The sequence below is a fragment of the Bacillus sp. JJ675 genome (assembly GCF_036963165.1).
GTDB classification, from domain to species: Bacteria; Bacillota; Bacilli; order Bacillales; family Bacillaceae; genus Bacillus; species Bacillus glycinifermentans.
In genome coordinates this window covers 1-13028 of sequence record NZ_JBALMR010000097.1, presented here as the reverse complement: position 1 = coordinate 13028, position 13028 = coordinate 1, and the positions used below count along the sequence as shown (strand labels likewise).

Here is a 13028-nt window from a genome sequence, read left to right as displayed (position 1 = left end):
ACAGTTTTAACAACCCGCCGGGAAATCAGACAGTCAAGCAAAAAAACGCGCCGAGTGCGCGTTCCATTGCTAGATCCACCCCGTTCATTCCCGAAGCGACGTGATATGGGCAGTATGGTGTTTCGAATGCCAAACATAAAGGGCAAGCGCATGATGGAGGCTGATCTCCTCCCCGGTGTCCGGGTGTAAATACGCTTTTTCGTAATCCGCATCTGTCAGCGCTTCAAATAGAGCTGCCCAGCGGTTGTGAAGCGGCTCTAAAAGCTCTATTGCCAATTGTGGATCGAATGTAAGGGAATCGGCCAGTCCCGCCCATTTTTGCTCATCGTACGGCCGAATGAGCGGCGTTTCCTCTGTCAGTGCCAGCTTGCAGCGAATATAACCGTTCAAATGGCTGTCGGCTACATGGAAGACGACTTGGCGAACCGTCCATCCTCCCGTTCGGTAAGGCGTATCAAGCTGCGTGTCATTCAGACCTGATACGGCTTCCTTCAGCATAGCGGGCGCTTGTTTCAGTGCTCTGATCAAATCAGCGCGCTCTTGTTTATCCGCTTGGTGCGGAGCTTGAAATGTTCCGATTGGATATCTTAAATCTTCCAGTGAAATTGCCCCCTTTTAGTCACAGTACACCTGATCGGAACCGTTTTTTTCTTGAAAAAGAAATTTGATCTGAGCGTACGTATTTCTTGCTTCTGATAAGTCAGGCAGATCTTCCAATGAGAAAAAACCGAGGTTTTTCGTTTCCGTTCCCGCGGCTGCCTTCCCTCCAACAATATCACAGGCGATAAACATTTTGTAGACATGGTAAGCTGAAGGCGGATGGTTGTGGCGTTTTTTATCCATGACGGCCAAAAGTTTTCCGGCTTCAGCCTTAAAGCCTGTTTCTTCAAACACTTCTTTAACGGCGGTCTCCTTCGGCGTCAGGGCGATATCTGCCCATCCGCCGGGAAGCGCCCATTTGCCGTCCGCTTTTTCCTGTACGAGTAGGAGGCGATCCGCTTTGAATATGACGGCGCGGACATCTACTTTTGGCGTTTGGTAACCTGATTCGCCGGCAAACAGCTTTTTTACTTTCGAAAAATCGGCCTCTGTGTACTCAGCGATGATTTCGCAGCTGATCTCGCGAAGACGCAGAAAGCGCTCCTTGTCAAAATCGTCTTTTGTATACGTGAGCCCGGCTTGTGAAAGCGCCTGTATTTCCTTGGCCCAATCAAGCCATTTCGTATGCTTTTCCATCATCATCCCCCTTTAGATGAAAAGGCTGCCGACCGATATATGCGATCAAGCCATTTTTTTCGTTTTTCAACTGTGCTGTCTTTCACTTGCGGAAATAAAAAACGTCTGACACGCCGAACGCCGCAAAATTTCAAGATGTTGTCTTTTACGGTAATCCAATCGGCATCCCGCCGCCAAAACCGCAGATACCAGCCGGGTGCGTCAGCCGTGTAATAAACCGAAGCCGTGCGCGCCTTAAGCAGTCCTTTCGGCAGCTTTCCTTCATAAGTATAGGCTTCACCGGCGACAAATACTCGATCGATGAACCCTTTTAAAATCGCCGGCATTCCGCCCCACCACAACGGGTAAATCAAGATGAGGTGATCTGCGTTTTTCATAATCTTCCGGTATTCCGCCGTTTCAGGGTCGTCCTTCATGTCAGACCGCCGTTTCTTTTCATTGAATACAAGGACCGGGTCAAAACGCTCTTTGTACAGATCGATGACCGTATAAGAATGGTTTCCGTCCTCAAGCGCTTTTTTCACCTCGTTCAAAATCGCTCCGTTAAAACTGTTTGGATTGGGATGTGCGTATATGACGGCAACCTCCATCTTAAGTTCCTCCTTTATGTTCTTCTTTATGGAATTATATTGTTTATTTAACATGTTTTAAAGAAATTGACCCTATATTCCAAAAAACTGATGTTTTTCCATAAAGCGTTTGGTAAAATAGAACAAAAACGACACATGTGTCGTTTTTGTAAGGAGGACATATGAACGCTGAAAACAGATTGGCTCTAAACAGACCTTTCTTCATACTGATGGGGTCTCAAATTCTTTCAAGCTTTGGCGATTGGATTCAGGTATTGGCGGTTTTAAGTTTGGCCGGGTTTCAATTTCAGGCGTCTCCTTTGGAAATGTCGGCATTGATGATGTGTTTTGCCGTTCCTGTGATCGGCATCACGCCGTTCGCGGGGGTGCTGGCAGATCGCTATAATCGGAAAACGATCATGATCACCTCTGAAATCGGACGGTCGTGCACGGCTTTTTTGATGTTATTTGCCGAATCAATATGGAGCCTTTACGTCTTATTATTTCTTCTAAGCTCATTTTCTTCTTTTTTCGTTCCTGCTAAAAATGGTAAATTAAAAGAAATCGTTTCTGAACCGCACATGCAGAAAGCCGTTTCTGTCAGCGGAATGATCGATAACGGGAGCAAAATCATCGGGCCTGCGATAGCTGGGGGATTGATCGCAGCCTTTAGCATCCATGTCTCCTTTTACGTCAATGCGGCATTGTTTCTCCTGTCAGGCCTTCTCCTTTTCGCTTTGCCGAAAGATCCCTATCTTGAGCGAAGATCGGGCAGGCTGAAATCCCCCGTCCGGCTGATTGAGGATTTTACACAAGGGATCGTCTTCATTCAGAAAAACCGATTGCTTTTCACCGGCTTGACTGTATCCTTCTTTGTCATATTGGTGCTGCAAATCGCGGATTCACAAATCGTCGTGCTCGTTCGGGAGCTCCCGGGGGCCCCTGCCGAATTGATCGGAACTTGTATGTCGGCAAGCGGGGCAGGAATGCTTTTAACGACTGCTTTCCTCGGCAAAATTGTGATCCGGTCGTTTTTACGCTTTTTTATCGGCGGCTCGATGATGCTCGGGATTTCGATCGGAAGCGCACCGTTTATCGCCGGTCTCGCCGGCGAATGGCTGCACGTGTTATTTTTAACCGTTTTTTTCTTTGCAGGGGCTGGATTTTCCCTCGTATACATTCCTTTTCATATCCTCGCCCAGCAAACCGTTCCGGCTTCATACACCGGGCGCATCTTCGGGACCATACAAAGCGCGACCACTTTTGGGTCTGTGGCGGGAATGGGCTGCGGAGGCCTTCTTGCAGAATGGGCCGGCGTCAAAAACGCATTCATCTTCTCCGGAAGCCTGCTGGCAGTCCTGGGGGCGGCGGTTATCATGTTATCCAAAGGAAGGGGGACAACGATTGTCACCGAAAATCACACAGGAACAGAAAGACAGACGGAAGGCTGAGATTTTAAAAGCTGCGGAACGTGTGTTTAAGCGTAAAGGCTTTGAGATGACGACGATGAAAGACGTCGTTGAAGAATCAGGCTTCAGCCGCGGGGGCGTGTATCTTTATTTTTCAAGCACCGAAGACATGTTCAAACACATCATTGAAAAGCATCTTGACGTTTTTTTGAAAGATTTGCAGGAACGCTCAAGGTCTGATGAAAGCGTATGGAGCATCATTCTCTCGTATATCGATGATTTTAAAGAAGGGCTGGATGAGATTGCGGATTCGTTTGCAGCCGTCCAATTTGAATATTTCTTTACAAGCTGGCGGAACGGTTCACGGAAAACGTACCTTATCAAAAGGTATGAAACGTTTGCCGCTCATTTCACCGGGCTTTTGCAGAAAGGCGCAGACAATGGCGAATTTGATCCGCTTCAGCCGGTCGAAACGATTACAAAGTTTTTCATGAACATGAATGACGCCATCGTCATGCAGACGATTTATTTAGGAAAGGCTGAAGCCGATGCACTGGGACAGATCGAAGCATTGAAGCACTATTTAACATCCGTTCTTCAAGTCCGGTGATGGAGAGCCCCTTTCCCAGGGGCTTTTATGATTTTTTGGCATCTTCATTTAACTCTTCGATGATCTTTTTTCCGCCTTGGCTTTCCCATTTCTTGACGGCTTCCTCAAAGCCTTTATCGTCAATTTCACCAAGAATAAATCGAAATGTCGCATCATCGATGATCTTTTTTAATTCCGTCCCTCTGTCCATTTGCGTTGCGGAGTACAATGGCTCAGCCGGATTGAGAACAGCAATCTCCCTGTTGTCTTTTTCCAGCTTCTCTTGTTTGGCGCGCAGCGGGTCTTCGGCGCTTTTCAAGGCCTGCTTGTTCACGCCGATCAGCTGCTGCAGCGGCTGAATGTCCGCCTCCCACCGATGATAGTTTTCGTGTTTTCGAACGTAGTGTTGATCTCCCTTTTTTTCATAGTGAACGCCTTCAATGCCGTATAGCATTAAATTGTTAAGATCCTCTTCAGCGATTCGGTCAAAAAACGCAAGGATCTGTTTAACCCCTTTTTCCGTTTTGACGCTTGACTTTGAAATGGCAAAGAGGCCGCCGTGGCCGCCGAGCGCCCATGTTTGCTCCTTGCCGTCCGGGCCTTTGATGCGGTTTGCGATATCAAGCTCAAAGTCAGAATTCAAGCTCAAGCCTTGATCGCGCAAATTCATCGCATCGCTCATCGTTCCGATATATATTCCCGCTTTTCCCTGGATCACCAAGTCCTGCTGCTGTGTTTTGCTTGTCACCGCAAAATCCCGATTCATCAGCCCTTCGTCGTAAATTCTTCTCATCCACTTCATCGCTTCCAAGTATGCGCCGCTTTGAAAATCGGGAAACAAGTTGCCGTCTTGGGTCTGTCCCCATTTATTCGGGGCCCCGAAATACGATGCCGCCGTTTTAAAAGCCCCGAATTCCAAATCATTGCGGTCCGCAAGGCCGATCGTATCGTCCTTGCCATTTTGGTCAGGATCCTGTTCTGTGAACGCTTTGGCAATGCTGTATAGATCCTCCGCCGTCTCCGGCGTGTCCAGCCCGAGATTGTCGAGCCAGTCTTTGCGGATGACGACGCCCTGTCTCGCCAGCGGCCGTTCTCTATAAATCCCGTAAACTTTGCCATCAATCGAGATATTTTTTAAAATGGTTTTATCCAATTTTTTTAAATTCGGATAGTCTTTCAAAAACGGACCGATTTCCCAAAACATTCCCGATCGCAAAGCATTTACGGCTGCGGAGTCGTCAAGGTCCGGCAGCGTGATGATTTTAGGCATGTTCCCGCCGGCAAGCACAGCACTGAGGCGTTCTTCCTTTGTCGAGTCCGGAACCCAAATGAGGTCAAGCTTCGTATTCGTCTTTTCTTCAATCACAGCAAGCGCTTCGCCTTTCGGCGGCTGCGGGGTATGAAGCGGAACCAGCCAGTCGATTGTAAGCGCAGCCCCCTCTACTGTCGCCGCTTTTTCATCATTTGCGCAGCCGGCTGTAAATGCGAACAACAACATTAAACAAAACAATCTGTACATGCTGTCCCTCCCGTTTCTAAAAAGATAACGCTTTCAAAAAGGAGAAATGTCCGCCATGCTTCACCCCAAATATTACATTGATGAGCGTTCTTTTTCGATTCAGTACATGCAAAGAAAAGGTTTTACCGAAATGAATAAACCGCATGGCCATGAAGGCTATGAATTGTATTATTTGCTGAACGGCGAACGAACCTATTTTATTAACCAAAAGGTATATACCGCCGAAAAAGGCAGTATGATCTTCATCAATCCCCATGACGTGCACAGAACGTCAAGTACGGAAGTTCAGGAATTCGAGCGGATTTTGGTCAATTTTTCGCACGATTTCATCAAGCCGCTTCTCGCATGCAGCAAACACCGGCTGCTTCCGTTTCCTGAGCATACAAACTGCATCTCGTTTCCGCTGAGAGAACAAACATCTGTCGAACAGCTTCTTTTGGACATGAAACGGGAGTGCAGGCTCAATAAAGACGGGTATGAGGATGTCATCAGGGCTTTATTGTTTCAATTGCTGTTCAGCATTTACCGCTCCCTCAAAAGCGGCGGCCAAAAAGATGAGCCGAAGCTTCATCCGATGCACGAAAAAATATCGGAAATCGCATCATACATCAACGGGCGCTTTCATGAAACGATTACGCTGAACGGATTGGCCCAACGGTTTTACATCAGCCCTTCCTATTTAAGCAGGGCGTTTAAAAAAGTCACGGGCTTTCATCTTCATGAATATACCCGGCACATCAGAATCCGGGAGGCGAAAAAATACCTTCGCGATACGGATGAGAAGATGTTGAGCATAGCCGAAAAAACCGGTTTCAAGCATATCAGCCACTTCAACAAGGTATTTAAAGACATCGTCGGCATCCCGCCGCTGCAGTACCGGAAAAAGAGCAGAGATTATTAAAAAGCCGTATAGCGGAACCAGTCAAAGTCAGCGGGTATCCTCCTTTTGCTTCCGCCGTTATTCGCATACATCCCGACCATTGTCCCCGTATGGCCTTTTTCATCGCGGGCGCCTTCATCGCTTAAAAAGGTGGCGTCTTCCGTGCCGCCTGCATGGTGCCAATGCTTTTCTTCATAGCTGTAGTAAAAATTCCTCGTCTGTTTATTGATGACGGCTTTTACATATATCGGCCCTTCCTTGACGTTTTTTTCGCCCAGCGTTTTCTGAACGCCGTTTCGGTTTTCAATCACTTTGACCTTCAAACGGTCCTCGTAAATGAGGCAGCATTTCAAGTAGTTTTTCGTGCTGTAATAACAGGTGAGCCCCGCCTGTTCCCCGTTTTTCGACGGCGCAAAGCAGAGCTTCAGCACAGCGCTGTACTGGTGGTGTTTTTCCCTTCTGACGATCGTATTTTTCGCTTTTATTTCGCGTAGATCAGCATCACCTGTCCAGAGCCTGAGGAAACCCGGCTTTTCCGTTAAAGACCAGCCGGAATGGTCTGGATTCCTGACAAACTGCCACTGTAAATCAAGCGAATCATCAAGAAAATCATCGAAATCCTTTTCCTCCCATTTGACTTCCGGAAGGTTCGGGGCAGCCTGGATCGTGCTCGGACCGCGTAAATTGTTGATGACAAACCAATCGTCTTCTCCCCATTGCACGGGGTCCAAGGCGGTTTCTCTGCCGACGGTTGTGAAGTTACCTTCATTCGGTCGGCCGCACAGGTATACCGCCCACCATTCGCCGTTTTGCGTTTTGACGAGCTTGCCGTGGCCTGCCCGCTGCAAAAGGGCATCGGGATTTGCTTGCGTCAAAATCGGATTATGCGGACACGGCTCATATGGACCGTATAAATGCTTGGAGCGCGCGATCGTGATCGAATGGGAATAGCCTGTTCCTCCTTCTGCCAAAATGGCATAATAGTATCCATTTGTTTTGAGGAGATGGGGCCCTTCCGGCGCCCTTCTGCCCGTCCCTTCCCAAATCAGCGACGGCGCGCCTGTGATTTCTGTACATTCGTCATTTAGCGGAAAAAGCGTGCATGCCGGACTAAGCAGCATATAGTGTTTTCCGTCATCATCGACAAAATGGGAAGGATCGATACCGCTGCCTTCATCGATGAATACCGGCTTTGTATAAGGGCCTTCCGGACGGTCTGACTTGATCATGATCTGCCTGCGGATCAGCTTTTTTCTGTTGATCATAGTCGGCCCGTTCAGCCTGAAAGTCGCGAAAATGTAGAAGGTTCCGTCATGATACGATAAATCGGGCGCCCATATGCCGTGGGAATCTTTAATATCAGAAAGGTCCAAACCTTCGGTAATGCCGTGGCCGATGATGCGCCAATGCACCAAATCTTTAGAATGGGAAATCGCAATCGCCGGAAAATACTGAAAGGTGGAGTTCGCCATATAGTAGTCGTCGCCGACCCTGATAATCGACGGATCAGGATGAAAACCTGTCAGTACAGGATTTGTATACGTCTTGTTATCCTTCATTCCGGCAGGCTCCCTTCTGTTCAACGATAAACCAATCGATATCGCCATAACCCTCAGGCCCGGCTGTTCCGGCATCTGCGCAAAACATTCCCACCTTGGCGCCGATCCAGAATCCCTGGACGGCTTGAAATGCCTCGCCTATCGCCGTGAAATGCCTCGCCTATCGCCGTGAAATGCCTCTCGTCAAAGCTGTAGCTGAATCGGCATACCGCTTTTTCGTCGGCTGTCACCCTGAGATAAACCGTGCTTTCGGAACCCTCGTGCTCTTCCGTTTTGATATCCTCTGCTCCATCTGCAATGCTGCCTTTATAAAAAGCGATGACATGCCCGCTTTTTTCAGATTTGGAAAAAGCGAGATAGGCATACTCTTTTCCCATGACGGCGAGCCCGGCGCGGATTGTTTCTGATAAAGCGAATAACGACAGTTTGGCCGTCGCCGTAAATCTTGGCCCCGGAAATTTCTGCATGATGACGTTCGGCATGCTGCCGAGTTTCCATCGGTCAGGCAATCGGCGGCTGTACAGGCGCAGGTGTTCCGGCCTGGCATGGAGAGAGTACCACTCCCGTTTTGGATTGGCCTGCCATTGCCATTGAAGGGCAAGGCTTTTTGAAGAAAAGTCGTCGCTTGTTTGACAATGGGGCTCAAGTACATCTTCGCTTTCCGTGTTCGGCTTCTCCCACTCCAAAACGGGCTCGCCGATGCCGTCATTGTCGATATCTTCCCCGACCCGCGGCCAGCCGTCTTCCCAGCTGACAGGCTGAAGGTGGACGATCCTGCCGAATGCGGCGCGGTCTTGAAAATGGAGAAACCACGATTCGCCTGAATCAAGATCGACAAGACCGCCCTGATGCGGTCCGTTAATGTCCGTGCTCCCTTGATGAAGGACGATTCGGTCTTCGTACGGACCATAGATGCTCCTGCTGCGGAGAACCGTCTGCCACCCTTCCTTCACCCCGCCGGCCGGGGCGAAAATATAATAAAGTCCGGCCCGCTTATACAGCTTCGGCCCCTCGATTGTCGGATGGTTCAGCGCCCCGTCAAACACGATTTTTCCGTCGTCTATTAAAGCCGTTCCGTCGTTTTTCATTCTGCACAGGTTCATCTTGCTTTTAATGCCGATTCGGCTGTTTGCATAAGCGTGTATCAAATAGGCTTGGCCGTCATCATCCCAAAACGGGCACGGATCGATCCATCCCTTCGTTTTTTTCACATGAACCAAAGGCTCCCAACCGCGGAACGGATCCTTTGTTTTGCTCATAAAAATCCCTTCGTCAGGGGTGGCGAAGTATACCCAAAAAGCGCCGTTATGGTATCGAATGCTCGGCGCCCATGCCCCTTTTCCGTGCGCCGGCTCTTTATAGACTTCAAATGGAAGCTGATCAAACACATGGCCGATAATGTTCCAATTCACCAAATCACGGGAATGCAAAATCGGAATACCAGGAAAACAAGAAAAACTTGAAGCCGCCATAAAAAAATCGCTGCCTTTTCTCACGATGTCAGGATCTGAATAATCCATAAACAGAACAGGATTGCGAAAACGCCCATTCCCGATGTTGGGATTCCAGACAGCCCGCTGCTGCAAACTCCCGGTCAGATGCTTTGCCACCAATCCTCACCCCTTTTATTTTTCCAAATAAAAGCATTTGGTACATTTATGTTAGCACAGCTCCTGACCGCGAATCTTTGTTATTGATGTCTGTTTTGTCTCATTCTTTGCTGTATTTGTCATTGTTTACGGCATAAAAAAAGATGAAACGAATCGTTTCATCTTTACTTAACGGTTAATCTGATATCGACTCCTGAAGCCGGATCTTTCACAAACCATGCGCCCTCTTTTCGGCGGGGCGCATGCCCTGAGCTTTTCAGTTTTTCAAGGGTGTTTTCAAGCTCGGCCTGATTCGGCAGAAGGACCGTATAATAAGCCATGCCGGCGGCTTCAGCCGGAGCAAAAGGAGCACCCTGCCCGGCCCACACATTTAATCCGATATGGTGGTGATAGCCGCCCGCAGAGACAAAAAGCGCTGACATGAACCGATAATCCCCGGATATGCCGAATCCGAGCACAGAATGGTAGAACTCTCTTGCCTCTTTCAAGTCCCTCACGTGAAAATGAACATGGCCGATTTTTGTTTCAGGGGGAAGCCCCTTCCATTCCCGGTCACCGGCTTCTTCCAGAAGCCCCGCTATATCAACGGGCTCCGTTCCCATCACATAATTGCCCTCATCATCGCGCTTCCATCCTTCACGCGGCCGGTCCCTGTAGACTTCAATCCCGTTTTGATCCGGATCTGACAAATACAGCGCCTCGCTGACGAGGTGATCCCCCTGGCCGATTTCAAAGCCTGAGCTAAGCAAGTTTTTCAAAGCCAAGCCCAGCTCTTTGCGGTTTGGCAGCAAAATAGCAAAATGATAAAGACCCGCGGCAGACCTTTCAGGGAGCACCACCGCATTTGGGATCTCTTCGATCAAAAGCAGCGGATGCATTCCGTCGGCGGTGAACTCCGCCGTCTTGTCATTCCGTTTTAACACTTGTAAGCCGATCACGTCCCGGTAAAAGGAGATGGACCTTTCGAGATTGCTGACCTTTAGCTTGACATGGCCCAGTTCTGTATGCGGATGTATCTGCTTAGTCATTATCATTTCCTCCTTTTCCGGCGCTGTTTTCTTAAGACAATTTCTCAGACAAATCTTCTTGCCGTTTGGCGCGAAACAAGCTGTCCAAAGACAGCATGCTGCTTCCGCTCAATGCAAGGGAAACGGACATTGCAAGAAGCGCGACATCAAATTCATAGCCCGCGCCTCCGTCAGTTCCCATGAACCCGGCGGAAAGCTTTACTGTGAAAATAGCTCCAAGCATGACAACGGCAAATAAAACTCCGATAATCCGGGTACCAAGACCAAGGATCACCAAGGCTCCTCCCGCCAGCTCGATGATCGCTACGATATAAGCAAGAAAGCCCGGAATCCCGACACTGCTGAAAAATCCGACAGTGTTTTCAATTCCCCCTTGAAACTTTGACAATCCGTGAAGGAAAAACGTAAAACCTGTAATTAGACGTAATATTAATGCACCAATTTCGTATTTTTTATTCATCATAATCTCCTTTTTGGTTTTATTTTAAGTCCGCAATCTTGAACACCGGCAAACATCCATCCTATCAATCTATTAACATCTCATCAGATATGACAATAATATCCTCCTTTTTTTGTTCGTTACTTACTTTGTGTAAGTTAGTATATATAAATAACATACTTACGTCAAGACATTTCCTGATCTTTGCTCATTTATTCGAAAATCGCTATAATATACCTAGAGAGGTGAGGAACATGAGCCTATCATCTTTATGTCCCAAATTTGAAAAAGGAATGAAAATGATAAGTCAGCGCTGGAACGGATTGATCATTCACCAGCTCCTAAACGGCCCGCAGCGGTTTTGTCATATAGAATCATCCCTTCCCATCAGCGGAAGGCTGTTATCCGAAAGATTAAAAGAACTTGAACATGAAGGTATCATCCATCGCCACGTTTACCCCGAAACCCCCGTACGGATTGAGTACTCCCTGACCGAAAAAGGACAAGCGCTTGAACCCGTGCTAAGAGAAATCGAAGACTGGTCGCAGAAATGGATCGAAATCGAAGACCTTCAGGAAAAAAATCATTAAAAAAGGCATGCCGACAGGGCATTGCCTTTTTTGTTTGCTGCAGTTCAGTTTTTCCTATAGTCAATTATGCGTTTTCAAACGGCAAAACTTCCCTTTCCCCTCCTTTGCAGCACTTCAATCCATGGTATAGTGAAAGGGCGGAAAGGAGGCGAAAACATGAGCGCAGCACTCGAACAAACCATCAGGACCATATTCAGAGAAGAGCTTCACCCTTTTAAAAAGGAACTCATCTTAATTAAAGACGAAATGAGCACTCTCAAAAAAGACCTCACATCGTTTAAAAAAGGATTTACATCTTTTAAAGTGAAAACCCTGGCACATCAAAAACATTTTGATCACTTTAGAACCGAGGTCTTTACTATGCTCGGGGCGCTTAAAGAAGCGCAGGAGAAAACCCAGGCAGAACTGTCCGCTTTTAAGCTTGATACAGGAAAGAAGTTCGATAAATTATTTCAAAGAACCGCGTTTTTCGAACACAACCTGAATGAGATGACAAAGGAAATTGCGGCCAGTAAGCGCGATATAGAAAAACTGAAGTTTAATGCTTAAAACCGGGCATATAAAAAAGCTGCCTTGTCTCAAAATGTTTAAAGGCAGCATGCTCTTTTTTAGCTGTCCAGCAGCTTCTCCACCCTTTCCCTTACCTGAGGAACCGAAAGGCCGATGATGATCTGCAAAGCTTTGCCGTTCCTGACCACACCGTGGGCGCCCAGCGCTTTAAATTCGTTGTCCGGCTGCACTTTTGATTCGTCATAGACGCTGACCCTCAAACGTGTCGCACAATTCGTCACTTCCGCGATGTTATCTTTTCCGCCGAGGGCGCGAATACAAAGAACCGCTTGATCTTCTTCGTGTTCCCTGCCCGCTGAAACCTCTTTTTCTGAATGCTTCTTCGCCTTGAAATCTTGTTTTGTATAAAACTTCGTTTCCTGCTGTTCACCTTTTTCCCGCCCCGGTGTTGCGATGTCCATTCTTAAAATCAGGAATCTGAATACAAAGAAATAAATGACTGAGAAGGAAAGGCCGATCAATATTTGAAACAGATAAGTGCTGCCATGCGAATGAAAGAGCGGTATCCAGTTGAGCGTCAAGATTTCGATTAAACCTCCGCCCATATTCCCGACAACTCCGCAAGCATACATCAATGTCGCCATTGTAGCCGCTAAAAGGCTGTGGACCAAAAACAGCAAAGGCGAGATGAATAAAAAGGTAAACTCAATCGGTTCTGTGATCCCGGCTATCATGGCCGTCAAGGTAATCGGAATCAACAAGCCGGCTACGATTTTTTTCTTTTCCTTTTTGGCTGTCACATAAATGGCAAGCGCGATTCCAAGAATTCCGAAGATCTTGGAGTTTCCGTGAAGCGCAAACCCGCCCTGCGGAAACAGCTCCTTCAGCGGCTGCGCACTGGCTGAAAACTCCCCGAGGTGCTGGGCCCAATAGGTGACAATCCCGCCTTCAACAACGGCCGGTCCGAAAACAAACGGCGTGTATATGAAATGATGAAGCCCCGTCGGAATCAAGACCCTTTCAAGAAATGTGTAGACCCATACGCCAAATGCGCCCGACCCCACGAGAAACGTTTGCAATGATGCAATAC

Annotated in this window: 13 protein-coding genes and 1 pseudogene; 5 read left to right on the top strand and 9 right to left on the bottom strand. The window is 47.9% G+C overall.

Annotation, left to right across the window (positions count from 1 at the left end):
- Nucleotides 1–84 precede the first annotated feature (84 nt).
- Genes V7126_RS22035 through V7126_RS22025 form a run of 3 tightly spaced genes read right to left on the bottom strand, consistent with a single transcriptional unit; the run spans nt 85 to nt 1826 of the window.
- A complete protein-coding gene (locus V7126_RS22035; RefSeq protein ID WP_046130978.1) occupies nt 85–606 on the bottom strand; it encodes a YfiT family bacillithiol transferase in 522 nt (173 codons plus the stop codon).
- Between the two features lie 9 nt (nt 607–615).
- The gene (locus V7126_RS22030; RefSeq protein WP_335499157.1) at nt 616–1236 is read right to left on the bottom strand and encodes an NUDIX hydrolase; all 621 of its coding nucleotides are present in this window, start codon (nt 1234–1236) and stop codon (nt 616–618) included.
- Nucleotides 1237–1238: 2 nt separating this feature from the next.
- Complete coding sequence (locus V7126_RS22025) at nt 1239–1826, bottom strand: NAD(P)H-dependent oxidoreductase (RefSeq protein ID WP_046130980.1); 588 nt, start codon at nt 1824–1826, stop codon at nt 1239–1241.
- Between the two features lie 161 nt (nt 1827–1987).
- Here V7126_RS22025 and V7126_RS22020 point away from each other — a divergent pair, with 161 nt between their 5' ends.
- Together V7126_RS22020 and V7126_RS22015 are read left to right on the top strand one after the other, a co-directional pair.
- The gene (locus V7126_RS22020; RefSeq protein WP_046130981.1) at nt 1988–3256 is read left to right on the top strand and encodes an MFS transporter; all 1269 of its coding nucleotides are present in this window, start codon (nt 1988–1990) and stop codon (nt 3254–3256) included.
- Nucleotides 3210–3824 carry a TetR family transcriptional regulator gene (locus V7126_RS22015; protein ID WP_046130982.1) on the top strand — a complete coding sequence of 205 codons (615 nt, stop codon included), beginning with the start codon at nt 3210–3212 and terminating at the stop codon, nt 3822–3824. Before V7126_RS22020 ends, V7126_RS22015 begins: the two co-directional genes overlap by 47 nt.
- Nucleotides 3825–3849: 25 nt before the next feature.
- Here the strand turns inward: V7126_RS22015 and V7126_RS22010 are convergent, their stop codons facing one another.
- Nucleotides 3850–5322, bottom strand: a complete 1473-nt coding sequence (locus tag V7126_RS22010; RefSeq protein ID WP_175076879.1) for an extracellular solute-binding protein — start codon at nt 5320–5322, stop codon at nt 3850–3852.
- 55 nt (nt 5323–5377) lie between these two features.
- Here V7126_RS22010 and V7126_RS22005 point away from each other — a divergent pair, with 55 nt between their 5' ends.
- The gene (locus tag V7126_RS22005; RefSeq protein WP_335499147.1) at nt 5378–6223 is read left to right on the top strand and encodes an AraC family transcriptional regulator; all 846 of its coding nucleotides are present in this window, start codon (nt 5378–5380) and stop codon (nt 6221–6223) included.
- Here V7126_RS22005 and V7126_RS22000 read toward each other — a convergent pair.
- From V7126_RS22000 to V7126_RS21980, 4 genes and pseudogenes are all read right to left on the bottom strand, one after another.
- Nucleotides 6220–7761, bottom strand: a complete 1542-nt coding sequence (locus tag V7126_RS22000) for a glycoside hydrolase family 43 protein (RefSeq protein WP_175076881.1) — start codon at nt 7759–7761, stop codon at nt 6220–6222. The genes V7126_RS22005 and V7126_RS22000 overlap by 4 nt on opposite strands.
- A pseudogene (locus tag V7126_RS21990) lies at nt 7751–9371 on the bottom strand (glycoside hydrolase family 43 protein). Before V7126_RS21990 ends, V7126_RS22000 begins: the two are co-directional and overlap by 11 nt.
- A gap of 164 nt (nt 9372–9535) precedes the next feature.
- A complete protein-coding gene (locus V7126_RS21985) occupies nt 9536–10399 on the bottom strand; it encodes a VOC family protein (protein ID WP_175076882.1) in 864 nt (287 codons plus the stop codon).
- 31 nt (nt 10400–10430) lie between these two features.
- Nucleotides 10431–10859, bottom strand: coding sequence for a DoxX family protein (locus tag V7126_RS21980; RefSeq protein ID WP_175076883.1), 429 nt, complete (start codon nt 10857–10859; stop codon nt 10431–10433).
- Nucleotides 10860–11092: 233 nt separating this feature from the next.
- On the opposite strand from V7126_RS21980, the gene V7126_RS21975 reads away from it, so the two are divergent.
- Both V7126_RS21975 and V7126_RS21970 read left to right on the top strand, forming a co-directional pair.
- Complete coding sequence (locus tag V7126_RS21975) at nt 11093–11428, top strand: winged helix-turn-helix transcriptional regulator (protein ID WP_175076884.1); 336 nt, start codon at nt 11093–11095, stop codon at nt 11426–11428.
- Nucleotides 11429–11584: 156 nt separating this feature from the next.
- Entirely contained in the window at nt 11585–11977 is a 393-nt protein-coding gene (locus V7126_RS21970; RefSeq protein WP_335499131.1) for a hypothetical protein, read from the top strand.
- A 59-nt stretch (nt 11978–12036) separates the two neighbouring features.
- On the opposite strand, the gene V7126_RS21965 is transcribed toward V7126_RS21970, so the two are convergent.
- The coding region (locus V7126_RS21965; protein WP_335499127.1) for a PTS transporter subunit EIIC at nt 12037–13028 on the bottom strand (992 nt) is incomplete at its 5' end.